Below are 23850 nucleotides of genomic sequence, written 5' to 3' on the forward strand. Positions count from 1 at the left end.
TTTGCACCTTGCTGCTCAAAGACTAGGAATCTGGAACTATGAAGCGGATTTTCCCATATGGGTGCTTTTTACCAGCAAGGATTACATTATATAAGTCATTACTCAGCGGTTAGTCATCAACAGCTAACAATATTCTAAAGGAGGAAGAAACATGCGTGATACCTTTAATAAAATGATCGGTAAGACCCGCTATGTGGTCTCTCGTATCATGCTACATTTAAGTGGATCTGAGGTAGCACCTATTTTGGGAGTTTTAAATCGTGCTGCCAGAGAAGCCATAGATACCGATGGTGACATAGAAATTTTGGGAGAAGGATTGGTAGAAATCTGCCAAACCTTACTGCAATACGATGAATATTGGCTTTCTGCGGCTAATGAAGGCGACGTATTTTGGAGCGAAGGGGAGGCGGGAGACTATGTGAATGAATTATTTACAGACTCCGCTCAACGTTACCTCAGTGAACCAGATTTTGGTTCTGACTCGGGATACGATCAACCTTTATCTATTCCTGTAACGCGCAATGTCGTTGTCATGATTACAATCGCTTGTGAAGGAGAAGTCCCAGATTTAGAGACTGACTTGGCTAATATTACAGCACTCAAGGAAGGCTTTAAAGCTTTAATAAACTTACACTACAAACATAAATTACGGGCAATTCAGGTGCATTTTTCACCAGCTCGATTGGGTGACGAACTCACCAACGACCAACTCTTGCAATATTACCCGGAATTAATTCCTTTGTAATTGGTTGGGTTGTCCGTACCAACCATCATAGTAAAAAATTGTTAAGCTCGGAGATAGGATGATAGTCAAATGTTCATGACAATCGTGCGTAAATTCACAGCTGTTTTTTTAGCCTTGAGTTTGTGTGTAACAACTGTCGCCTGCGGTGGCGGGGGGTCAGATAAAACCACACCTCAAGCAAGCAATACCACTCAAACGACGACAGCAACCACCAAACTGAATGATGGTCAGTATCCTGTACAACAAGCTAGCTACAACGATGCTGACGGGGAGTACACGTTGCTTTTACTCAACGCTACGCCCCCAAGTTTTAAAAGCCAAAATTTACAAATGGCGCGGCTGACGGATGATGAAATTAAGCAAGGAAAGAAAAGTTACCTAAAGGTAGAGAATGGGCAGTCAGCTTTGTATCTAACAGAAGACTTCAAAATTGATTACGTCCACAACGTTACCGAGACGAAAACGAATCCCCAAACCGGACAACAAGAAACAGTAGTCGTTCGTCAACAAAATAGCTTCTGGGCACCTTTTGCCGGATCTGTTGCTGGTTCTTTAGCCGGACAGGCTATTGGTAGTATGTTGTTTAGACCCCAACATTATGTCCCGCCTGTATACCAGCCTGGTGGAGTGCTGACTGGCTACGGTGGTTATGGTAGTAGCTATGGCGATGCGGTTAGTAGTTACCGCAGCCGCTATAATGCAGCCCCAGCAGTAGAGAGAAACCGCACTGCTTTCCGTAGCACAGGAACGATTAGAAGGTCATATCCTGGTGATTCTTCAACTCTACGACGGACTACCCCAAATACGGGCAGTCGCGCGACTGGTTCCGGCTTTGGTGGAAGTACCCTAAGACCTTCTGGTAACTCTAATGTCAGACGCAGTCCTAGCGGTAGTGGTTTTGGTAGTGGTGGTCGTTCGCGAGTCCCCCGTTCAAGTGGTTTTGGTAGAAGGCGGTAGAGAAGTCCGCACTTGTATCATGTCTGGATAAACACTTATAAAAAACGAGGAACCTCACCCCGCCCTTCGGGCACCCCTCTCCTTAATAAGGAGAGGGGATGGGGGTGAGGTCTTTTTATTGTTGTAAGTAATTAGGCGAACTTGATATTACCCACAATCATTGACTTTTTGCATCTTTTATGCTAAGGCAACAACTGGCTGCTGCCAACGCCCAACTGCCTTACCAATCACCGCAAGTTCCTGCATCAAGCGGTCGAAAAGTTCTGGTGTGAGAGATTGCGGTCCATCAGATAAGGCTTTTGCTGGGTTGGGATGAACTTCAATCATTAAAGAGTCACATCCAGAGGCGATCGCCCCTAAACACATTGAAGGGACATAGGTAGCCCAGCCCGTACCATGACTAGGGTCAACCATAATTGGTAGGTGAGTTAGCTTGCGTAAAACTGGCACAGCTGACAAATCCAAGGTATTGCGGGTGTACTGGCGGTCAAAAGTGCGAATACCGCGCTCACACAAAATCACATTTGGATTTCCGGCTGCCAAAATATATTCCGCCGCCATCAACCAATCTTCAATAGTTGCAGCCATTCCTCGCTTGAGAAGAACTGGTTTTGACTGTGCGCCTACTTTTTTCAACAGCGAGAAGTTCTGCATATTCCTTGCCCCGACCTGGACAACATCTGCGACTTCTGCGACTTTCTCCAAGTCTCCACTGTCCATGACTTCTGTAATAATGCCCAGTCCAGTTTCTTCCCGCGCCTTTACCAACAATTCCAAAGCACTCTCGCCGTGTCCTTGGAAGGCGTAAGGCGAGGTTCGGGGTTTGTATGCGCCACCACGTAAAAAGTGTGCCCCGGCTGCTTTAACTCGCCGCGCCGTCTCTACAATCATTTGTTCATTTTCTACTGAACACGGACCCGCAACAATAACCACAGGGTGATGTTCGCCAAAAGGAACTGGTCCATTAGGAGTGTTAACGACGACTTCAGAAGATTCTCCATGTCGAAATTGACGGCTAGCCCGTTTGAAAGGCTGTTCTACTCGCAGCACCTGCTCAATCCAAGGGCTAACTTCTTGAATTTGCAGGGGATCTAAGACAGCGGTCTCACCAACCAGACCAATCACTACCTTATGCTTACCAACAATTTTTTCTGCTGTCAGTCCCCAAGTGCCTAGTTCCTCGCTCAGACGGTCTATTTCCGCCTCAGGGGAACCAATTTTCATGACTATAATCATGCTAAAGTTCCTGCTTAGTTGAGTCCTAGCTGAGAATATTTTCCTAGATGAATCAGTGGTTTAAAATTATAAAGCGTGAGCAACCAAAATCCACTTTTCAATATAGCGCTCAACAGTCGCGTCATTGAAGATATTGTGTCTCAAAAAATTCATAAATTTGGAATTTGTAATGTTGAAGTTACAAAATTTAAACTTCAACATTATTTTTTTGACATTTACCCAACATCACAGTGATTTGCTCACTGAGTACTGCTTATCAAACGTTTTTTTGGCGAGTTTCACGCCAAGCTGCTATCATTCGTTCCCCATTGGTCGTGAACTCATTCCAGCCTAGCCAACCCCCAACTCTGTGTTCATCCCAAGAGGCAGAGAGAACACCATAAGTTATTCCCAATACCCCCAAACCAAAAAATCCCATGTTCACCAGTAATACGGCGATGGGAGCGAGTTTAATTCCAGCATAAGTCAACAGAAAGTAACTGGCAATCAGGGTGCTGATTCCCAAAGCTGTTGGTATTCCACAAAAAAGAGCCACTCGGCGAATCATCCGTTGGCTAACAACTTGGGGTATCGCCATCTCTTCTTTGGTAAAAGGTGGCTTCTTCTCGTCCTTTTTCCCAGATTCCTGCTTAGTTTCTGGTTGTTTGCCTTTTCCTTTTGCTGGTTTTTGGCGCTTTTTGTTTGGTTCAAAAGGCAACTGACTGCGTTCAGATTCAGCAGACATAAGCACTAGTCTCTATCCACGAATGCCGAGACGACCAATCAAAGCTTGATAACGTTCTCGGCTTTCTTCCAGAATATAAGATAAAAGACGCTTACGTTGACCAATAAGCTTCAACAATCCTCGACGTGAAGAATGGTCTTTCTTGTTTGCCTGGAGATGTTCGCTAAGACGGTTAATGCGCGCTGTGAGCATAGCGACTTGAACATCAGCAGAACCAGTGTCGGTTTCGTGAACTTGGTACTGTGTCAGTATTTCTTGTTTGCGCTGTTGCGTTAAAGCCATGAGACCAATCAACTTCTAAATGTATGCAGCAGTTTCCCATAATATCATAGCCATCCGGGAGCATCCCAACTTTCCCAAAAGACTTGGCGATGAGAAATCGCGAACAGGCGAAGTCTACTTAGGTGGACTAAATCTAGCCTGCCTCAGGCATCCTCTTTTGAGTGTGCAGTTTAGCAAGATGAGGATTTTTACGTTTTTCCTACTGCCGGACAAGAATTTTCGCTTGGAATGATTCTATATCAATTCTAATGCCGTCTTCCCCAGCTTCCACATCATAATTACCAGTCCACTCATGCCATGTCCCCGCACAGGGGAAGCGAGGAACATGATATCTACTAAGGTTTTTGTCTGAAAAATTTGCTATGACCACAACGCGAGAATCTTCTTTCTGACCGCGAACATATGCTAGTACTTTTTCGTCTAGATTCTCATGGAAAAATTCAATGTGATCACTTTGCAAAGCAGAATTTTTTTTGCGTAGGGCAATAAGTTTTTTATAATATTCAAATAAATCGCGATTCTCGTCTCTCTCTAATAAAGGCCATGCAATCTTTTTCGGCTGAGTGACAGTTTCACTTTTGCGTTTGTGTTCTCCAAATTCTTCCCCCATCCACAGCATAGGTATACCCATTGCTGTTAGCAATAGCGCTGCTGCTAACTTGGCTCGTCTAAATGCATCTTCGTCAAAGATACCGCGATCGCCCAACTCTCTAAAAATATGTTCACGGTCATGAGTCGCTAAGTAATTGACTACGTTTATACTAGTTTTATAACCCTGTTTTCTTGGATCGAAAACCTCCTTGAGCTTTTGGGGTTCAAACATTTCACCGCAAATATGCGGAATCACAAAATAGCGAAAACTTTCATGCCAACAAGCATCTAGCGGTCCCTCTGGAGTCGTCACTTTACTGGTATCAGGAATATTCTCAGCAATGTTGTAAAATGGCTTAGGGGCAGTGTTTTTTTTCGCTTGTTTAGCTACCCAATCTAGAAATTCGTAGTTCGCTAATTGACGCACCGCATCGAAGCGAATTCCATCAATGTGATACTCCTGAACCCAAAACCGTACGACATCACCAACATATTTCCATGCAGGCTTAACGTCTAACTTCTCGTCGTAATTGTCATAGTTAAACTCCGGACCCCAATAATTACCTGGATCTTCCGGATAATGCATATATTCGTAATACCAATAATTCCTGTCTATCAGCATTAACGGACATTCTTCATCAGTGTGGTTGTAGATTCCATCAAGAAAAACGCGAATACCCCTTGCATGACACTCGTCTACAAACCGCTTTAAATCTTCTGTTGAGCCGTAGCTAGATTCTGTAGCGAAGTAGTGACGTACTTTGTATCCCCAATTATAATCACCAGGGTACTCATTAACTGGCATTAATTCAATCGCGTTAATTCCTAATTCATGAAGGTAATCTAACTTTTCAATGGCATCTATATATTTTCCACGTTTCTCAGGGTCAACTTCACCACCCGTAAAATCGGCAACGTGCATTTCGTATATAACTAATTCACAATTTTCTGGTAACGGTGCATCGTCGTGTTGCCAAACATAAGTATCAACAATCTTTTTTCCATTTTTAATTCTGACGACACCGACTTTTAGCTTTTCATCGACCTCTGTCGCATAAGGATCAATAACATCTATCCATTGCTCTGGTTCAAATTGTGGACTCTTCGTTTGTATACGGAATTTATATTGATAGATATCATCCTCTAATTCTATTTGAGTACGAAAATAGCCATCTTCTCCTTTTTCCATTGGTATTTCTTGCCATTGCGAAAAAGAGCCAATTAAGGCGGCTTTTTGATTTCGAGGAGCAAATAAATTAAATACTGTTAATGTTGCCATTCCTACTAGTTAATAATCAGAATCAAGTCAAATCAATAAGACAGAAATATATTGTCATTTCCAGAAAAATTAATCTTCTCTCTTGAGTCACCTTTTTTAAAGAGTCAATAATTTTTCTCTAATATACGTCAGGAATTTGTTGTACTTTATGCAACCACTAATAAACGTTAGTTTTTTGGTCATTTGATGGGGACAAAGGAGAAAAAAGTGGGAACAAACATTTTCTAATTCCCACTTCTTTTCAATACATCTGTGAAAATATAAGTATTTTTTAACCAGCAGGTGCAGGGACAGTTGTTACAGTACGACTATCTAGGATAGGCTTGCGGGTTTTCAGGTCAAATTTGTATCCATGTGGTAAGATATGAAGCTTTGCTCCGCAAACTGCTAAAGGTTCATCCTTCAAAATCTCGTCAACGTTGCTGTGCACAACCTCTGAATCATCAACAACTGTCACACAACCTTGCCCAACGACTTCAAACTGGTCATCGGTTACTACCATAGCGGTGTTTTCATCAATACCAAATCCCAAGACAACAGGTTGCTGTGCTAAAGCTGCAACTAAGCGTCCCAAGCGTCCGCGCTGTGAGAAATGTTGGTCTATCACCACTCCTGGGAGAAAAGCTAAACCAGGACCTAAGTCTACAATTTCCATTCGAGGGTTTGTCTCGGAGTCGCCTTCCACAATCATCACATCTGGCATGACAGCGGCTCCTGCGCTTGTACCTCCTACAACTATACCTTCAGAGAAGCGCTGATGAATAGCTGCGTCCAGTTCAGTATCCTTGAGAACACTCGTGATCCGGCCTTGGTCTCCTCCAGTAAAAAATATACCTGTAGCTTTACTTACCGCTTCTAACGCTGTAGATGAAGACGCATCCTCACGGCTTTCAGTGTCAAGTATACGAACATCCTCAGCACCCAGCCGTTCAAAAACTCTAATATAATTCTGTCCTACTTCTCTTGGCAGTTCTGTCGCGGCTGTCATGATCACGATTCTGGCTTTTGTACCCCCAGCGTAGCGAACAAACTCCCGAAGAATTTGGCAATCTCCCTCCTTATCTTCCGCCCCCCCAATAATGACTAATTGTCGCTTAATCTCACTAGCTACCATAGAGCCTCCTGATAGAAGTTATTTATTTCTATAAAACATGATGATTTGAGTGGTAAAAACTACCATTTGGTAGAGAAAGATACAAAAATTTAATGCAGACTATAATAAAGAAAGTAAACAAGCAAATGTTAATATGTAAAAAAGAGTAGAATTAGAGTAAAAATGACGACTGATTTTTTTATCAGCTTTAAGTAAATAAATAAAGTCAAAAGTCAGAAACATTTGGCTGTTCTGACTTTTGAACCGTAAAAAGCTTGTATTAACTTTTGTATAAATTTTAAATGCAACTTTTCTAACTCATCCCACGGCGCGTGAAAACATTAAGACCGTTCATTTATGCCTAACGGTGAGTCCAGCGCTGCGGGAGGGGAGCCAGTGCGGTCTTGGGGTCTCACGCCACTCCCTTCAAGTCGGGAAACCCGCAAGGGTTGGGCAAACCCTCGACAAGGATGGACAACCCTTGTATTTTTGCGGCGTATCCTTTCAACTAGTTTGATTCAAATTTTTTGGTAGTGCCCTTCGGGTTCACCAGTCGCCTCAACGGGGGGGAACCCCCGCACGGCGCTGGATTCACCGCAAAAATACATCCAGATCTCGGGTTTTACGAGTAGACATTGTTGTCGGGTTGTCCATCCAAGGCTCATGAAAAATGAAGCGGCGGGGTGGCTCCCCAAGTAGAGCATCTGGCGTTCGCGTTCGCGCAGCGTGTCGCTTTGCGACTCAGCGTCTCCGTTCGCGCAGCGTGCCCGTTCGGCCTCAAGCCGTGGCGTTAGCCATAGGGCATAGAAGATACCCGGAGGGCACGCACTCGCGTTCAGAAAAAGCCGTGGAATGAAGACCATTTTTAGTTGACTTTAGTCTAACGTGATGTTTTCTTTTTGCAAGTTACGTATAAGTTCTCTCAGTACATCAGTTTGCGTTCTGCCTAGTTTTTCGCAGTAATTACGCAAGATTTCTTTCTCTCCATCATTCACTCGAAATGTAATAAAATTTGTTGGTTTTCCCATAGCACTGACATCAATATGTGGCACCCTAGAAATATAGCACAGGTAGGTAGCATAACTGCGCTTCACTTGACAACACAAATTTGTGGAGTCCAGATATGACTGGCTAGGGTGCGACTCTTTGAGAGTGAATTTATACCTCTAGGTGAGAACGCCAAGGAACACCTTGGAAAGTTCCATAACTGGCTGTTTGAATGTTGGTGCAAACCCCCGCTATACCGCTTGCGGTTAGCGGCAGGAGGATGTCACAATCAAGATGGCTCTATAAATCAAAACACCTCCCGATTTCCATAAGTTCCGGAGGTTTATCTGACTGAGTGCCGCGCACTCTTGATGGTAAATTGTGGTGTTCTGTAGTTTAACGTTAAATACTCAATTCTTCAGAATGTTGATCAACCTGTGTTTCAAACAGTAACTCGCATAAAAAAGAACGTGCCTCTTCTAAAGCGAAATGCCTGGGTTTACCCTGAAATACAATTTGGTACTCATTAGTGTCTGGACCATCTCCATACCCAGAAATGAGCTTGTGGTGAAAAGCTTCCTCAGCAAGATGCTGAACCTCTTTTCTGAGAACAGCTTTTGCGTTACTCATACTTGCCGTCTCCTTAGCGCTTCTTAGTGGTTACTATTTATAAAATTAACTAGTGTCTAATTGCACCTTTCAAAGGTTATATATTTAGCTACTAGTCAATAGCAATGGTTTAATGTTGATGCACCTGTTATTTTAACTATTGAGTATTAATTTAGTATAACAGCTTAACTATATCTTTAGATAGCTGAATGTTCTTGGTAACACTGAGTACAATGTTTCAATAAACGTAGCTATTGATGCCAGTGTTAACCAGAAAGCACAGATGTAGCGTAGGCATTAGCCCTCGCTTCCCAAAGGGTACTAAACTTATAGACAGTAAATACGTCTGGGGAAACGCTAGTATTTGTTCAGATTCCAGGGTGTTTAGTCAGAGGTAAGAGTCAATGGTTCAAGATAAAATCACCGATACGGTTCGCGTTAATGCCAGAAGAACTGATGCATTCGACATCTTCAAGTTCAAGCATTACATAGGACCAAATCCTTACTTGGACGCAGGGGCATTAGTATTTGATTTTGCTGTCACTGAGTTTACAAGACCTCTGCCGATTGAGGATTATGTGTCAATTATTAGCGATCGCTACCCACACCTGCGCGACCAAACATTTGATTCCTATGCTCATCTGTTTGCCCGCACCGTGTCAGAGGTTGGAAAGCTGGATATGGGTTTGCACCTCGACCGTTGGAGTATCAAGCCATATGAAAATTATGCGACAATTAGCATACAATCGCTTCACGAGCGTACAACTAGAGGTGTACTTTACTTTGTATGGGATTGGTTTGAAGCCATAACTCAACACAAAGACATTACTTTTGAAGAGCAACTTTTATCCCTTCAAAGTAAGTTCCGGCAATCAGTCTACGGTGGTCCTACAGTTTACGCTTTACTGCGTACAGCTGACACAAAAGGTATTCCCACCTTCTATCTATGGGATGAAGGACTGACACAGTACGGATACGGCAAAAAACAGGTTCGCGGAATAGCAACGACATTTGACAGCGATAGCCATCTAGATTCCGACTTCACCACGCGCAAAGATGACTGCAAAGCGTTTCTAAAAACCTTAGGTTTTCCAGTGCCAAAGGGTGATATTGTGAATTCCGAAAAGCAGGCTCTTGCAGTAGCTAGAGACATTAACTACCCAGTAGCAGTCAAACCTGTGGCTGGTCACAAAGGGATTGGAGTCACCGCAGAAGTACGAGACGAGTATGAACTGAAATCTGCTTTTAGAAGGGCACTTCAAGCAATTCCAGAAAACGAGCCGACCCGAATTATTGTTGAAAAAAGCATTGTGGGGTCAGACTTCCGCTTGTTGTGTGTGAATGGCAGGTTTGTTGCTGCTATTGAACGTCGTCCTGCATGGGTTGTGGGTGATGGAAAATCAACCATTGAAGAGTTAATCCGAGACGAAAACCGAAAACCTGGGCGTTTGGACACACCCACCTCGCCGATGACGAAAATTCAGTGCGACGAAGCGATGGAACAGTATCTTGAACAACAGGGCTTGTCATTGGACAGCGTCATTGAGAAAGATCGCAACGTTTCTCTTCGCAAAGTTGCTAACCTCTCGGCTGGAGGTGTGAGCATTGATGCAACCCGCACTGTTCATCCTGACAATATCATTTTGGCACAAGATATTGCTCAACACTTCCGTCTCGTTTGCCTGGGGATTGATGTTATTGCTCCAAATCTTAGTGAATCTTGGAAGTCTAACGACTTTTCTATCCTAGAAATCAATGCTGCACCAGGAATTTTGATGCATCTTAACCCCTCTATAGGTGAAAGCGTTGATGTACCCTCACACATTCTCGAAACCTTTTATAAATTGGGTACAGATGCCAGAATACCAATCATCACGTTTAACCATATCTCGGTTCACGAAATTCAAGAAACAATTGACCATATTCTTTTGCAACACCCAGACTGGAAAATAGGCGCTGTCTGTCGTGATGGTGTTTTCATAAATCGTTCAGCAAAAATTTTGAGTGAAGATTACAACACCAATATCCTCTCTTTGTTGCGTAATCCTCAGCTTGATATCCTGATTGCTGAATACAAAGAAGACATTTTGGAAAAAGAAGGAATGTTTTACTACGGGAGTAACATGGTAGTCTTAAACAATCCTACCGAAACCGAGATGACGCTAGCGCGGGATGTTTTTGATGATTCAACTGTTGTGATTAAAAATGGAGATAACATTTCTATTAGACGCAAGGGTTTGATTGAAGAATATACTCTTGGTGTGGATGAACCATTTACACGGGTTTATTTGAAGGAGATTGGAACGGTTTTGTAAGGTAATTAGCGTTCAGAGACGTTGCATTGCAACGTCTCTACATTATTCAGTGTATAAACTACAAATTTGCAGGGTTAGAACAAGATAATGCCCGTCTAAAAGCGAAACTGCAAACAATCTTTTTCAAACCACACTCAATGTCAAGAGGTTGTAAGCTTCAGCTAGATTAAGTTTAAGATCTTTTGCAAAAATGTCAGATATTTCCTGGTTAAGGTTGAGTTTACATTACGGTTATATAGACGCACAAGGTGAAGTGTACAAACGTGTACTAGAAGAACTTGGAAAAGCTATTGAAAAATCTACATCTCTAGCTAATGAGTTAGAAACAAATCAAAAACTTCTACCACAAGAAAAAGACTCTATTATTGATGATGGGTGTTTACTTATTGAATATCTCCTTGGCACTGCTTTTGTGCTCTGTCAAGCATATATAGTAGATGTTGTTTCTACTGTTGAGAAAATTCATGTTAGAGCTAAACAATCTTTGGGTAGAGATTTAAAAACAATTCCAGTTTTTAACGAAAAATCAAAAATAAGCAGAAAAGATATTCTTCGATTTGGTCAAACTCTTCCATTTTCTTATGAAGGGGATAATTTTTCACCAATTCAACTCATTAATGCTTTCGCAAATTATTTCAAGCATCGCGATGAATGGGATGTCAATTGGGAAAAGCTAGAAGGTACACAAAAAGATACTGCCAAGGTGATTCAATCGGTAGGAGCTAAGTTTGGTTGTAGTGGTAATTTACGACAAGGTTCATCCGCTTTAGGAAATCCAGAATTTACCAATACACTAATCTTCTTTGAAAAACTACAACAATGGCATATCGATCTAGCAAGTGCGTATGATAAAGAGTTAAGTAGTTATGATACTGTATTCTGATGTTTTTGTGTTTCATTTATGAGAGAAAAAATAACTTGGTAATATGCAATTACTTCAAGAAGACCTCGCCTGTTTTTTCAATTTTCATCGCAATTTTATCCTCACCAAAATTGTTCCCTTCATCCAACTTGACCTCTAACAATCCGGGTGCTGTTTCTCCTTGAAGATGAACAGTAAGCAGTCCTTTATCCTGTCGCCGGAAGCTAATAGCTACGGCGACTGGTAAGTCTTTTAAGGTGACAGTTGATTTTCCGGAAAGGGTGCGTTGTTTGGTATGTCCAATGACTTCGTATGTCAGCACAGCGTTAGTTTGGTTAGTCAGCTTCACGCTTACCTTACTATTTACAGGTACAACCTTAGCACTTGGAGTTTGTAGTTTTTCTGGCATAGGTGGGATCACAGAATCATTAGAAGTCTTGGGCGTTTGTTGAGCTTGGGCGCTTTGTGCTAGAAAAATTGGGATTGGAATTGATGATAAACCAATTAGTAAGCTTCCACAAATTGCTCCTAGCCTCACAAAATTAATTTTGATAGAATGTTTAGACTTAGTCATATTTTTACTCTGCCATAGCTGCGCATAAGTTTTTATTTTTTCATTTTTTTCTAACTCTTTATCATAAAGAGTTTGAGGAAGAGGAATAAAAAGTTTTACCCCAGGAATGAGTATAATGACTTCTGGATTAGCATCATAAATTTGTTGCCATCGACTGCGAACGCCATAAAATTTTTCGGCTATTTTTGGTAGTGTATCTCCATCTTTTACGGTGTAAAACATAAGTGCCTTCTCGTGAATCAAACTATTGACGTATTTATGATTTGAGCTACTGCATCTGAACAGGAATTGCACCTGTTCGCACAGATAGGTCGATATTTCTTCCCTGACGACGCAATTGCAAGCGCCAATTCTCGCCAACGGAGCTATTTTCTACAGTTTGTTATTTAGTTAATTGTGACAGTAGGGGCTGTGTCATGGCGAGAAGCTTGAACAGGTCTGGTTTTGAGCCATAAACTTCCTCCGAGAATCAGAGCTACTACTCCAACAGCGCCAACAATTTTTTGCTGAATTTCCATAGTTCAACCTCCCATCCATTGAGTTTATTGTTATTTGCTTATGTTTTCATGTTAAATAGGCTTTCTAAGAAAACGATGAGAGAAACAGAAAATTTTGGTTGAGTAAAAGCGCAAATTTATCAATATTAACAAGATAAATTAAGAAAATGATGAGAGGATAAATTACAGCAGTTTGTGTTTAGATAAACTATCGCAATCCTAAATAATAGCTAAAGCCAGTCAGAAAGACAAAGCGATGCAGCCCCATTGTGTCCATGATTATTTCACTGATAAACACGTAGAGGCTACCGAAAATGAGCAGGATGATGACAATATAGTCTAAGTCTGTTCGTCTCATACTCACCCATCTCCTGCTCTTGCTGATTCTTTCTATATTTTATTTTTAATTCGGAGGGTCAAAGCGATTAACAAAGGCAGCCCAAGGAATCATTGGTAAACCCACGGCCAAACAGAACAACCATTGGTCAAAGCGTAGGGGTACTGTGAAGAAAAACTCATTAATTAAAGGTACATAAGAAAAGCAAAGCTGCAAAATTATTGCGCCAATAATACCAAAACCAATGGCTGGAATATCAACATTTTCTTGAATTGTACCGTCCATTTTGGCAATCAGATTAGGCACTAATTGACTAAGGCTCAACAGATAAAAGATTCTGCCTGCAATTAAAGAATTGATTGCCATAGTACGGGCTAGATTGATATCCCCCGTAGTTTGTCGAATGTATTCAAAAACTCCAAATATCACAATCCAGTTAAACAGAGAAATCGCCAAGATGCGTTTGATTCTACTACCCGAGAGCAATGATTCATTGGGACGACGGGGCGGTTGCTGCATGACATTTTGAGGTTTCGGCTCAAAGGCTAAGGGAACTGTCATGGTAATGGAATTAATTACATTCAGCCAAAGAATTTGCAATGATAATATCGGTAATTCTCTGCCTACCAGCGTGCTGAATAAAATTGTCATCGACTCTCCACCATTGACTGGGAGAATAAAGCACATAGCTTTAACGAGATTTTTGTAAACAGCACGCCCTTCCTCAACCGCAGCTTTAATTGAAGCAAAGTTGTCATCGGTGAGTAGCATATCAGCCGCTTCCTTTGCTACCTCGGTTCCCGCCATACCCATCGCAATGCCAATATCGGCTTGTTTCAAGGCGGGTGCATCGTTAACTCCATCCCCCGTCATGGCGACAATTTCGCCTTTTGATTGTAACGCTTCCACTAGACGCAGCTTTTGTTCTGGTGCGACGCGGGCGAATACAACCCCATCTTCTGCAACTTGGGCAAGTTCTTGGTAGTCCATTTGAGCAAGTTCAGCCCCGGAAAATGCCAGCACCGAACCATTTTTATTGATGCCCATACGAGTCGCGATCGCCTGCGCTGTGACAGCATGGTCGCCAGTAATCATTTTTACCTGAACACCCGCTTCTTGACAGGCTTTCACCGCTTTCATCGCACTTTCGCGTGGTGGGTCAATCATCCCTTGCAAGCCCAAGAAAATCAACCCAGTGTCAATATCTACATGGTCTACGGTAGTTTGTTCGTTTGGTACAAGCTTTTTTGCCAACGCCAACACCCGTAAGCCTTGACGTGCCATAATATTGACTTCCCGTTCGATAGAGGAGGTATTTAATGTCTCTTGGCAGTCGATTCGTTTGAGTTGTCCCTTGCTATTTAACATGAAAGTGCAGCGCTTGGCGATCGCCTCTACTGAACCCTTAACATAAATCGTCTTACCCGTTGGAGTTCCGTGCAGAGTCGCCATGTACTGAAACTCAGACTCAAAAGGAATCCCATCCAGTCTCGGCATTTGCTGTTCTAGAAGCGGCTTGATTAACCCCAATTTATGAGCAGAGGTGATTAACGCCCCCTCAGTCGGATCGCCAAAAACTACCCATTTACCGTTTTTGGTTTCCAAGTGAGAGTCATTGCATAACAGTCCAGCGCTGAGACATTCCTGCAAACCGATATCGCCACTCAAGTCGATTGGTTTGCCATCCTGTACAATTTCCCCTTCCGGAGAATAACCCACACCAGTGACTGCATACTGATGTCCCCCCGCATAGATGGCTTGCACTGTCATTTGATTTTCCGTCAAAGTGCCAGTTTTATCGGAACAAATGACAGTAGCACTGCCGAGAGTTTCTACTGCTGGCAACTTGCGGACAATTGCGTGGCGACGAGCCATGCGGGATACACCGATAGCTAGTGTCACAGTCACTACCGCTGGTAATCCTTCCGGAATCGAGCCGACAATTAATGCCACAGTAGCTTCTATAGCATCTCTCCAAGGTTTGGTTTGCAATCCCGCCATCAAAGTCAGAGTTGCAACCCCCAAAACCATGTACAGCCAATTTTTGCTGAACTTGTCGAATTTTCGGGTTAAGGGGGTAGAAAGGTCAACTTTATTTTCTAATAGCTGAGAAATTCGCCCTGTTTCGGTAGTATTACCCGTGCCTACTACTATACCTGTCGCCTGCCCAAAAGTAACGAAACCGCCTGCATAAGCCATATTTTTGCGTTCTGCTAACGGGATATCTGGCGGTAGGGGCGGCGTCTCTACACCCGCCTCTTTTTCAACAGCTACAGACTCACCAGTCAGGGCGGATTCATCTACTTGCAGATTCCGCACCTTAATCAGTCGTAAGTCAGCAGGTACTTTGTCACCAGAAGTTAACAGCACCACATCGCCAGGAACTAACTCTCGTGAGGGAATGCGTAACTTTTGGCCCTCGCGGATAACAGTTGCTTCTGTAGTGATGGATTTAGCTAGGGCTGCGATCGCCCCTTCTGCTTTCGATTCCTGAACATATCCAATAATCGCGTTAGTTGTAGTTACACCCCAAATCACAAAGGCGTTGACAAACTCACCTATAATTGCCTTGGTTGCACCCGCAATTAGCAAGATGTACAGTAGCGGCTGGTTATATTGCAAAAGAAATTTTAACCACCAGGGTTTTCCTTTCTTTCCGGTCAATTCATTGAAACCAAAACGCGCTATTCGCTCTTTGACTTGAATACTATTCAAGCCTTGTGCTTGGTCAGTTTCTAACAAGTCGATGGTTTCTTCTATATCGAGGGAATGCCAGCTTTGAGGCAACTTGTCTTGCATTGGGCGAACTGGTTTCACTTTAACTTTATGGGTAGATACAGACTTAGTCATGAGTAAATTCCGATTACAGGGATATAAATTAATTAGGAATCCAGTTTGCTAAGAGAGGAACATCTGTCAAATTCCAGCCTTGGTCAGTTTTAACAATTTCTTTTGTGTTGGCATCGATGTACACTTCTAAATCATTGTTTAGTTCAATTTCCCACACCAAATTATTATTTTCATGCTCTAAATTGACATCAATTGCTGCTGTACCTGGGTTAGCAGCAAGAACCGTTTCTATGGCTTCAACCATTGTGACCGCAGGTGCTGTGTTGTCAGGGGAAGCTTGAACAGGTCTAATTCTAAAAAACCAACTTCCTACAAGAATCAAAGCTACTACTCCACAAGCAGCTATAATGGTTTGCTTAATTCCCATAATTAAACCTCAGAATTGAAGTTTTGATGTTATTAGCTCATACCTTCATGTTAGAGAGACTTTTTAAGAATACGATGAGAGGAAAAAGAAAGTTTTGGTATGAGAAAAGCTTCAATCAATAGACATTACCAAATTAGATTAAGAAATAGATGAGAGTCTAGAAAATAAATTTTTATATAGCAATCCAATATGAATGCTGAGAATTGAAAGTGTGAGAAACCCGGTAACTTCTGCGAAACCGGGTTTCCCATTTTTCATGATTGATGCGCGGATTGCTATATGTAAGTAAAGAGAAATATATATAATAATTGTAGGTTTGCGTGAACGTTGCGACTGTCTACGCTAACCTACAATTTATAACTATTAAAACACTAGCATTAATACGCCAATCGCACTTACCCAAAACACAATAGAGAAAAAAAGACCCCACAAAAATCCTCTCACAGCATACGGATAGCAATCAATCATATATTGACTAGCTTGAGTTTCACATATCGTGTGTTCAGGTATCTGCTGCGATTGGGATATTTGCTGTAATGAAGTTGCATTCAGTCTCATTTCACTTACTGTCATGGTCTAACCCTATTTCAACTCGCTATAATTTCAAGTTACAAAACGAAATTAAGAAAATAATGAGAGTCAACAACCATTAGTCCATATCAGGACTTACGTAAAATCATGGAAAAACGTAGACGCCCAGCGGCTTCCCGCAGGGTACCGCAAAGGACGCAAAGGACACGTTAGCGCGCAGCGTGCGCCTGCGGCGCATAGGAATAGGAGTTTGGGAGAGTTTTTGCGTAAGTCCTACATATCATTAATTTTGATACGTTACATAATTTAATGAATTACCCTTTTTTCCTCTTCTCTTGGCGCACTTGGCGACGCCAGTCGCCTCAACGGGGGGAACCCCCGCACGGCGCTGGCTCGTCTTGGCGGTTCGTTTATTTAACCCCTCAAAATTAACGAAACAGTCCACTATGTTGGGCAATCGGTAGAGTCACAGTAAAAGTAGTTTCTTTATTAGGAATGCTGTCAGCAGTAATAGTACCGCCATGCAAGCGAGCAATTTCGTGAGCGATCGCCAACCCCAACCCAGCTCCACTTTTTCCTTGAAAACGGGCTGAGTCTGCCCGATAAAACCGCTCAAATAGGTGAGGTAGATGCTCTTTTGAAATACCATACCCTGTGTTAATTATCATCACCTGCACTACATTTGAGTGCAAATTTGACCGCACCCAAACAACACCTCCTTGTGGTGTGTATTTAACGGCGTTGTCTACCAGGTTCAAAAACAAACTGGTTAACTGGTCGGGATCGCCCTGCACCCACAAATCGGGGGTCAAGTTATTTAGCAGCTTAATCTGTTGCGATTCTGCAGCATGTTGCACTTGTTCCACAATCACTTCCAACAAGTTGCTTAAGTCCACAGGTAATGGCTCAAAAGGCAACTGTCCCCGGTCAATCCTTGCTAGTAACAGTAAACCATTGCTGAGGCGAATGAGTCGGTCTACCTCTTGTTCTAAATCCTGCAAGGTTTGCTCGTATTCATCTGGAGTGCGTTCCCGACTGCGGGTTACATCTATACGTCCCTTGATAACCGTCAGGGGAGTGCGTAATTCATGGGCTGCATCAGCCGTAAACCGTTGTTCCCGCTCAAAACCTGCTTGTAAACGTTCTAACATCTGGTCAAAGGTGGTCGCCAACTGTCCCACTTCATCTTTTGCCCCTTTGTAGTTTAGACGTTGCGCGAGGTCAATGGCGCTAATAGCTTGAGCAGTCTGGGTGATTTGACTGATGGGTTGCAATGCTCTTGATGAGAGAAATAAACCACCACAACCAGCAATAATAAGTATAAATGGCAACAAAAATAAAAGCTCTGCAGATAATTTATCGGATATTTCTTCTAATGCCTCAAGAGACTTTGCTATTTGCAACCAGCCGATAATCTGACCTTGACGGATTACTGGCTGGCTAATTAGTCGCCAGTCTGCCTTATTTCTTGCCACTCTTGTGTATCCACTGGCACTTGGTATCCAGAGAGGCACTTCTTGGTATTTGCCAAAGCCGTCCACTATTTTGCCTTGGGGAGTCATCAGGCGAACTGCAAATCCAGCCTCTATCAAACGTTGTACGGTATTTTGTCGGCTTGGCTTGTCCACAAAGGCAAGGGCGTTATTCTTATCGCTTAAATAAACCAAGGACTGAGAACCTGCTATTTGCAGAGCGGTATCCGCCTGGTTAATTATTTTACGCTCAAGTCGGAAATACAAGTAGCCCGTGAACCCGCCCAGAGTCAGCCCCAACAACAGGAGATACCAGGCAGTTAATTTTATACGTACAGGGATGTGATTGAGCCACTTCAAACTAATCATGATTCAGCATCTGCGGTGAGGCAATATCCTACACCACGCACTGTGTGCAGGAGGGGTTTGTCGAAACCGTGGTCTATCTTGCGTCGCAAGTAGCCAATATAAACATCAATAACGTTGGAATTTTCGTAAAAGTCAAAATTCCAGGTATGTTCGGTGATTTGATTGCGGCTAAGTACTTGGCGAGGGTGGCGCATAAGATACTGTAGCAGTGTAAATTCACGAGGGCTAAGGTTGATACTTTTTCCAGCGCGGCGTACTTCCCTAGTAGCAACGTCCATCTCCAAGTCTCCGACTCGCAGTATTGTGTCCTGTTGCATCGGAGGACGACGTAGTAAGGCACGCAGACGCGCCAATAGTTCGCTCAAAGCAAAGGGCTTAAACAAATAGTCATCAGCACCAGCATCTAGACCTCGAACCCGGTCTTCTACAGCATCACGGGCGGTTAGAAGCAGTACAGGGGTTTTAAGACCTTGCGATCGCAGTTTCCGCAAAACCTGTAGACCGTCCATTTGAGGCAACATTATATCCAATACGATAATGTCATACTCTGCTGAAGCAGCATAATCTAGTCCCTCCTGACCATCAGTAGCTATATCTGTTGCGTAACCTGCTTCTTTCAATCCCTGACTAATAAATTGAGCAATGCCAGGTTCATCCTCTACTAGTAAGACGCGCATAAGTCAAGCAATGCATAGATTTTGAAGCCACTCCGTTGCAAACGCAGCAGAGTGCGGTGAATCATCCCTATATACTTGTATTTTCCAATAATTCCTAATTAATGGCTACACTCGCTACAATCATGCCAAGCTGTGTAAATCTTCGTGCGCGATTCTGCTACCACAAGAATGAATATTGCTCAAATTGCCTTTACTTGGTCAAAAAAATACAGACTCTTTCCGGTAAATTATCTTTGCAATCAAGTATCAGTCAGGCGTGAGCTATGACCCACGCTCACGCTCAAATTCAAAGGAGGGAATAGACCGCTGCGCTAACAAAATTCGCTCGCTCGCTGCCTACGGCACGCTACTAACACATTCAAAAAAGAAAAAAAGGATACAAGCCCAGACCGCCACGCACCGAAGAGCGGCTTGCACTTTATTTATTTATGGAAAATATAAAGAAATTTTTTCCATCGAGTAGGCGCAAGGAAAAAGGCGTCCTTATTTCAGAGCCAACAACTTATGGTATGGGGTTCTTAATTTCTCACGTTCGCGAATGAGCGAATGAACGAATTGTTTTGACGACTCTACTTCATGCATCCGTAAAAAAGCGGGAAGTATGAAGCAACTGGGACAAGCGAAGCGTCAAAAATCTAAATCTACTGGTCTGGTTACAAAAACCCAGACCTCTACGTTAGCGCAGCGGCGCGAAGCGCAGTAGGTCTGGGTAGTTCATTTCGTCGAACTCACGTTATATCACCTTTAGCTAATAACTCATTTACTGCCAAACAAACACTTTAGCTTCGTATGGTCCAATATCAATCATGATACCATCGTCGCCAGCTTCCACATCATAATTGCCTGTCCACTCATGCCATGTACCAGGACTGGGGAAGTTAGGAATCTGATATCCAGCTAGGAAGTTTTCTGAGAAATTAGCCACAACCACAACACGAGAACCTTCATCGTTCCAACGGCTGTAAGCTAGCACTTTTGTCTCTGGATTTTCGTGGATGAAGTCAACATTTTCTGTGTAGAGAGCATGATTATTTTTACGCAGGTTTATTAACCCTTTGTAGTATTCAAACAAGCTACGATTCAAATCATTACCTAGCAATCCCCATTCAATTTTAGATGATTCTTGTGTTTTCGGCTTGTACTCACCAAATTCCTGACCCATCCAAATCATGGGTATACCCATAGCTGTCAGAAGGATAGCAGCGCCCAACTTAAGCCGCTTAAAAGCTTCTTCATCAAAGATATTGTTATTACCCAGTTCTACCATTAAACGATCATGGTCATGGTTAGTGAGGTAATTCACAACATTCGTCGCACCCATAAAGCCTTGGCGCTTTGCGTCAATCACATCTTTGAGGCGTTCTAAATCAAAGGTGTTACCACAGATATGATCCTTAATACAATGATAGAAACTATCATGCCAGCAGCCATCCATTGGTCCATCAACGTTGGTAATACTAGTCGTTTCCGGAATATGTTCGGCAATATTATAAAAAGGCTTCATGCTGGCAGTATCTTTGGCTTCTTGCACAATCCAATGCATGAAATCATAGTTAGCAATTTGCCGTGCTGCATCGTAGCGAATTCCATCAAGGTGATACTCACCAACCCAATAACGAACTGTATCACCAATAAATTTGCGAGCAGGATAAGTGTCTAAATTTTTGTCATAGTGTTCGTAATTAAATTCTGGTCCCCAGTTGTTATCGGGGTCGCGAGGCTCGTGATGATACCAATAATCGTGGTCGATTTGTGTTAATGGACTTGATGATTCTGAATGGTTATAAATACCATCCATAATCACACGAATTCCTCTTGCATGGCACTCATCAACAAGATTTTTTAATCCCGATGTCGGACCGTAACTTGATTCTGGGGCGAAGAAGTGACGTGGATTGTAACCCCAACTATAATCTCCTGGATATTCTTTAACTGGCATTAACTCAACCGCGTTAATTCCCAGTTCACTCAGGTAATCTAACTTCTCAACGACGTGCTTGTACTTTCCTCGCGCATAAGGATCATCTTCACCACCAGAAAAGTCACCAACGTGCAATTCATAAATGACTAATTCGTGGTCTGCGGGTAGGGGTTTATCGTCGTGTTGCCAAACGTAAGTATCAACAATACGTTCCCCATCTTTTATGTATACAACACCGTCATCCTTCCCACTCAATTCATCAATATCAGTTGCATAGGGATCTGTCACATCTACCCATTGATCTGGTTCAAAAAACCAAGATTTTGACTGCACGCGAAATTTATATTGATAAGCACCATCTTCTAATTCAACAGTTGTGCGAAAATAACCATCATCACCTTTTTCCATTGGGATTGGTTCCCAATCAGAAAAAGAACCAATTAAAGACGCAGCTTTGTTGTAGGGTGCAAATAAATTAAATTCAATTGGCTTTGCCATAGTAACTATATCAAGATATCACAAGGAAATGTGTTGACAAAATACAGAAAAATCATTATTTAGCTAATGACTATAATGATTAATGGCTCAAAGCGATTAACTTATAGTGATTAGCCAAGTGTTGAATGAATTCTGCCAGTGATGAGTATTTTCTAATTTCTAAACAAACTAGCCAATCATCCTCTAGAGATAATCAAATACTTTTTACGTCTATCTCAAGAAGTAATTTTTATAAAAAGTATATTTTGGGGGATTTATTAATTAACTATAAAATTTTAATGATTCATCTAAAATACTTAGAAAAAATAAGTCAAAAGCTTGTTAATCAAAAAAACATAAAAATTGTAAGTGAGGAATAAGTCACTCCTCATTTCTCACTTTTTGAGTCATAACTCGAAGTAAAATTTTCAGGCTTGCTCGTTGTTTTTATAACTAGCAACAGCCGCCCTGAGATTACCCTGGTATTGTGACAAGAGTTGTAAACCCTCCTCTTTTTCCAAACCAGTCCAATGCATTAATAGCGCCAATTTTACCCATTTACCACTACGTTCCAATAAAAAACCAGCGGCTTCTCGACTTAAACCTGTGAGGTCTTGTAAAATACGCATGGCGCGATCGCGTAACTTTTGATTCGTTACCGCCACATCCACCATACGATTGCCATAAACTTTACCCAACTTGACCATCACACCCGTAGACAGGATATTTAAGGCAAGTTTAGTAACTGTACCAGCTTTGAGACGAGTTGAACCAGCAAGTATCTCTGGTCCAGTTAACAGGCGAATATCAATATCAGCCTCACACTCCACTTGTTCAACAGGGACGCAAGCTATAAATATAGTAGTCGCCCCTCGCTGACGAGCAGCACTCATCGCGCCGTGGACGAAAGGTGTTGTTCCACCCGCTGTAATACCAACGACTACATCTAGTTGCGTGATTTGTCGTTGGGCGATCGCCGCCTCACCATCTTCAGCGCTGTCCTCCAAATCTTCGGAACTGCGTACGAGTGCACCCGCACCACCCGCAATAATTCCCTGTACCATCTCTGGAGGTGTACAAAAAGTAGGTGGACACTCTGCGGCGTCTAACACTCCTAACCGACCACTTGTCCCTGCTCCGATGTAAAAAAGACGTCCTCCATGACGCAAACACTCAGCAGTACGTTCAATCGCTTCAGCCAACTGAAGTTTAGCCGCAGCTACTGCAGCCACTGCCTTTGCATCTTCGCGATTAAATAACTCTACCAGTTCAAGAGAACTCAGCTGATCTAGGTCAAGACTATCAGGATTAACCTGCTCTGTCAAAAGATGACCGCGCCCCTGCAAATTCGTCGTCATTTGTTTTTTGTCCAAAGTGGAATTGGGAGACAATACTGTGAGCGGGTTTTCCGGAAGTACTGCCGTTCATTCGTTTTTTGTCTTTAGTCGTGTCTCATGAGACATGACTCATTACAATAATCCTTCCAGTTTGCGGCGAATGCTGTCTAGTTCCGAATCAGAAAGTTCCGGTTTTTCCTGCGACTCCTGGTTGCGAGGGAGAGTTTCCTCAGCAACATCCTCCTGGGATTCTAGTTTCCAGTCTGTTTCTTCAACGTTGATTTCTGGGGGAATTGCTAAAGCACTGTCATTTTGAACCAATTCCCAATCATAGTCCGCAGCTTGACAAAACTCTTTTACTTCCTCTGAATCAATCGCCTCTACAGTTGGTGATAGGAAATCTTGAGCTTCCAGCATGAGGGCAAAGCGTGTCGCGTCGTCTTCTGACTCGAACATCAGAACTTTATTGCGCTCGCCCACCTGAATTGTGTGAATTCCCTCATTTTCTGTCCGAGCATTAAACAGTAGTACAAAAACACGCATGGGTGTAATCACTAATCTTGCATCTTGGATCTATTTTTAATTAAAGTTCTAGAAGGTGTCCAAAGAAAAGTCGAAGCAAAAATTTTCATTTTCTTATAAACTCTTAATATTCTGCTGACAAGGTAAAGACGACGATATCAATAATTTTCTTCAAGAAAGTGAGTAGTCTGTGAAGAAACACAGGGGTGTAAGGGTGTAGGGGTGTAGGGGTGTAGGGG

20 protein-coding genes are annotated in these 23850 nt (G+C 42.5%); 4 read left to right on the top strand and 16 right to left on the bottom strand.

Annotation, left to right across the window (positions count from 1 at the left end):
* Positions 1-151: 151 nt before the first annotated feature.
* Both DP116_RS04645 and DP116_RS04650 read left to right on the top strand, forming a co-directional pair.
* Entirely contained in the window at positions 152-745 is a 594-nt protein-coding gene (locus DP116_RS04645) for a DUF1517 domain-containing protein (RefSeq protein ID WP_169154059.1), read from the top strand.
* 69 nt (positions 746-814) lie between these two features.
* The gene (locus DP116_RS04650; protein WP_169154060.1) at positions 815-1702 is read left to right on the top strand and encodes a hypothetical protein; all 888 of its coding nucleotides are present in this window, start codon (positions 815-817) and stop codon (positions 1700-1702) included.
* A 177-nt stretch (positions 1703-1879) separates the two neighbouring features.
* Here the strand turns inward: DP116_RS04650 and aroF are convergent, their stop codons facing one another.
* The 6 genes from aroF to DP116_RS04680 all read right to left on the bottom strand — a co-directional run bounded on the left by aroF (position 1880) and on the right by DP116_RS04680 (position 8524).
* Positions 1880-2938 (bottom strand): 3-deoxy-7-phosphoheptulonate synthase, encoded by a 1059-nt coding sequence (gene aroF / locus DP116_RS04655; RefSeq protein ID WP_169154061.1) that lies wholly within the window; start codon positions 2936-2938, stop codon positions 1880-1882.
* A gap of 256 nt (positions 2939-3194) precedes the next feature.
* Positions 3195-3662, bottom strand: a complete 468-nt coding sequence (locus DP116_RS04660) for a PAM68 family protein (protein ID WP_169154062.1) — start codon at positions 3660-3662, stop codon at positions 3195-3197.
* Positions 3663-3674: 12 nt separating this feature from the next.
* Positions 3675-3944 carry a 30S ribosomal protein S15 gene (rpsO, locus tag DP116_RS04665; RefSeq protein ID WP_048871072.1) on the bottom strand — a complete coding sequence of 90 codons (270 nt, stop codon included), beginning with the start codon at positions 3942-3944 and terminating at the stop codon, positions 3675-3677.
* Positions 3945-4143: 199 nt separating this feature from the next.
* Entirely contained in the window at positions 4144-5814 is a 1671-nt protein-coding gene (locus tag DP116_RS04670; RefSeq protein WP_169154063.1) for an alpha-amylase family glycosyl hydrolase, read from the bottom strand.
* Between the two features lie 271 nt (positions 5815-6085).
* A complete protein-coding gene (locus DP116_RS04675; RefSeq protein WP_169154064.1) occupies positions 6086-6928 on the bottom strand; it encodes a cyanophycinase in 843 nt (280 codons plus the stop codon).
* Positions 6929-8296: 1368 nt separating this feature from the next.
* Positions 8297-8524 carry a hypothetical protein gene (locus tag DP116_RS04680; protein ID WP_169154065.1) on the bottom strand — a complete coding sequence of 76 codons (228 nt, stop codon included), beginning with the start codon at positions 8522-8524 and terminating at the stop codon, positions 8297-8299.
* A gap of 383 nt (positions 8525-8907) precedes the next feature.
* Between DP116_RS04680 and DP116_RS04685 the strand changes: the two genes are divergently transcribed.
* Together DP116_RS04685 and DP116_RS04690 are read left to right on the top strand one after the other, a co-directional pair.
* Positions 8908-10818 carry an ATP-binding protein gene (locus tag DP116_RS04685; RefSeq protein ID WP_169154066.1) on the top strand — a complete coding sequence of 637 codons (1911 nt, stop codon included), beginning with the start codon at positions 8908-8910 and terminating at the stop codon, positions 10816-10818.
* A gap of 190 nt (positions 10819-11008) precedes the next feature.
* Positions 11009-11701: a hypothetical protein gene (locus tag DP116_RS04690; protein ID WP_169154067.1), complete on the top strand. Its 693-nt coding sequence runs from the start codon at positions 11009-11011 to the stop codon at positions 11699-11701.
* 49 nt (positions 11702-11750) lie between these two features.
* Here DP116_RS04690 and DP116_RS04695 read toward each other — a convergent pair whose 3' ends face one another.
* From DP116_RS04695 to DP116_RS04735, 10 genes are all read right to left on the bottom strand, one after another.
* Positions 11751-12476, bottom strand: coding sequence for a LysM peptidoglycan-binding domain-containing protein (locus DP116_RS04695; protein WP_169154068.1), 726 nt, complete (start codon positions 12474-12476; stop codon positions 11751-11753).
* 164 nt (positions 12477-12640) lie between these two features.
* A complete protein-coding gene (locus tag DP116_RS29920) occupies positions 12641-12772 on the bottom strand; it encodes a hypothetical protein (protein ID WP_281357361.1) in 132 nt (43 codons plus the stop codon).
* A gap of 187 nt (positions 12773-12959) precedes the next feature.
* A complete protein-coding gene (locus DP116_RS04700; protein WP_169154069.1) occupies positions 12960-13109 on the bottom strand; it encodes a hypothetical protein in 150 nt (49 codons plus the stop codon).
* Between the two features lie 45 nt (positions 13110-13154).
* Positions 13155-15887, bottom strand: a complete 2733-nt coding sequence (locus DP116_RS04705; RefSeq protein WP_169154078.1) for an HAD-IC family P-type ATPase — start codon at positions 15885-15887, stop codon at positions 13155-13157.
* 79 nt (positions 15888-15966) lie between these two features.
* Positions 15967-16305, bottom strand: coding sequence for a PepSY domain-containing protein (locus DP116_RS04710; protein ID WP_169154070.1), 339 nt, complete (start codon positions 16303-16305; stop codon positions 15967-15969).
* A gap of 959 nt (positions 16306-17264) precedes the next feature.
* A complete protein-coding gene (locus DP116_RS04715; RefSeq protein WP_169154071.1) occupies positions 17265-18677 on the bottom strand; it encodes a sensor histidine kinase in 1413 nt (470 codons plus the stop codon).
* On the bottom strand, positions 18674-19354 hold the full coding sequence (locus DP116_RS04720) for a response regulator transcription factor (protein WP_169154072.1): 681 nt from the start codon (positions 19352-19354) through the stop codon (positions 18674-18676). The genes DP116_RS04715 and DP116_RS04720 overlap by 4 nt, the downstream gene beginning before the upstream one ends.
* Positions 19355-20114: 760 nt before the next feature.
* Entirely contained in the window at positions 20115-21773 is a 1659-nt protein-coding gene (locus DP116_RS04725) for an alpha-amylase family glycosyl hydrolase (RefSeq protein ID WP_169154073.1), read from the bottom strand.
* A 407-nt stretch (positions 21774-22180) separates the two neighbouring features.
* Positions 22181-23110 (bottom strand): N-acetylmuramic acid 6-phosphate etherase, encoded by a 930-nt coding sequence (gene murQ / locus DP116_RS04730; RefSeq protein WP_169154074.1) that lies wholly within the window; start codon positions 23108-23110, stop codon positions 22181-22183.
* A gap of 111 nt (positions 23111-23221) precedes the next feature.
* Complete coding sequence (locus DP116_RS04735; RefSeq protein WP_211173078.1) at positions 23222-23632, bottom strand: DUF3110 domain-containing protein; 411 nt, start codon at positions 23630-23632, stop codon at positions 23222-23224.
* Positions 23633-23850 lie beyond the last annotated feature (218 nt).

The organism is Brasilonema bromeliae SPC951 (genome assembly GCF_012912135.1).
Lineage (GTDB): Bacteria > Cyanobacteriota > Cyanobacteriia > Cyanobacteriales > Nostocaceae > Brasilonema > Brasilonema bromeliae.

Coding starts and splice junctions, on each gene's coding strand:
- DP116_RS04645 (WP_169154059.1), top strand. CDS start 152: ATGCGTGATACCTTTAATAAAATGATCGGTAAGACCCGCTATGTGGTC.
- DP116_RS04650 (WP_169154060.1), top strand. CDS start 815: ATGTTCATGACAATCGTGCGTAAATTCACAGCTGTTTTTTTAGCCTTG.
- aroF (WP_169154061.1), bottom strand. CDS start 2,938: ATGATTATAGTCATGAAAATTGGTTCCCCTGAGGCGGAAATAGACCGT.
- DP116_RS04660 (WP_169154062.1), bottom strand. CDS start 3,662: ATGTCTGCTGAATCTGAACGCAGTCAGTTGCCTTTTGAACCAAACAAA.
- rpsO (WP_048871072.1), bottom strand. CDS start 3,944: ATGGCTTTAACGCAACAGCGCAAACAAGAAATACTGACACAGTACCAA.
- DP116_RS04670 (WP_169154063.1), bottom strand. CDS start 5,814: ATGGCAACATTAACAGTATTTAATTTATTTGCTCCTCGAAATCAAAAA.
- DP116_RS04675 (WP_169154064.1), bottom strand. CDS start 6,928: ATGGTAGCTAGTGAGATTAAGCGACAATTAGTCATTATTGGGGGGGCG.
- DP116_RS04680 (WP_169154065.1), bottom strand. CDS start 8,524: ATGAGTAACGCAAAAGCTGTTCTCAGAAAAGAGGTTCAGCATCTTGCT.
- DP116_RS04685 (WP_169154066.1), top strand. CDS start 8,908: ATGGTTCAAGATAAAATCACCGATACGGTTCGCGTTAATGCCAGAAGA.
- DP116_RS04690 (WP_169154067.1), top strand. CDS start 11,009: ATGTCAGATATTTCCTGGTTAAGGTTGAGTTTACATTACGGTTATATA.
- DP116_RS04695 (WP_169154068.1), bottom strand. CDS start 12,476: ATGTTTTACACCGTAAAAGATGGAGATACACTACCAAAAATAGCCGAA.
- DP116_RS29920 (WP_281357361.1), bottom strand. CDS start 12,772: ATGGAAATTCAGCAAAAAATTGTTGGCGCTGTTGGAGTAGTAGCTCTG.
- DP116_RS04700 (WP_169154069.1), bottom strand. CDS start 13,109: ATGAGACGAACAGACTTAGACTATATTGTCATCATCCTGCTCATTTTC.
- DP116_RS04705 (WP_169154078.1), bottom strand. CDS start 15,887: ATGCAAGACAAGTTGCCTCAAAGCTGGCATTCCCTCGATATAGAAGAA.
- DP116_RS04710 (WP_169154070.1), bottom strand. CDS start 16,305: ATGGGAATTAAGCAAACCATTATAGCTGCTTGTGGAGTAGTAGCTTTG.
- DP116_RS04715 (WP_169154071.1), bottom strand. CDS start 18,677: ATGATTAGTTTGAAGTGGCTCAATCACATCCCTGTACGTATAAAATTA.
- DP116_RS04720 (WP_169154072.1), bottom strand. CDS start 19,354: ATGCGCGTCTTACTAGTAGAGGATGAACCTGGCATTGCTCAATTTATT.
- DP116_RS04725 (WP_169154073.1), bottom strand. CDS start 21,773: ATGGCAAAGCCAATTGAATTTAATTTATTTGCACCCTACAACAAAGCT.
- murQ (WP_169154074.1), bottom strand. CDS start 23,110: ATGACGACGAATTTGCAGGGGCGCGGTCATCTTTTGACAGAGCAGGTT.
- DP116_RS04735 (WP_211173078.1), bottom strand. CDS start 23,632: ATGCGTGTTTTTGTACTACTGTTTAATGCTCGGACAGAAAATGAGGGA.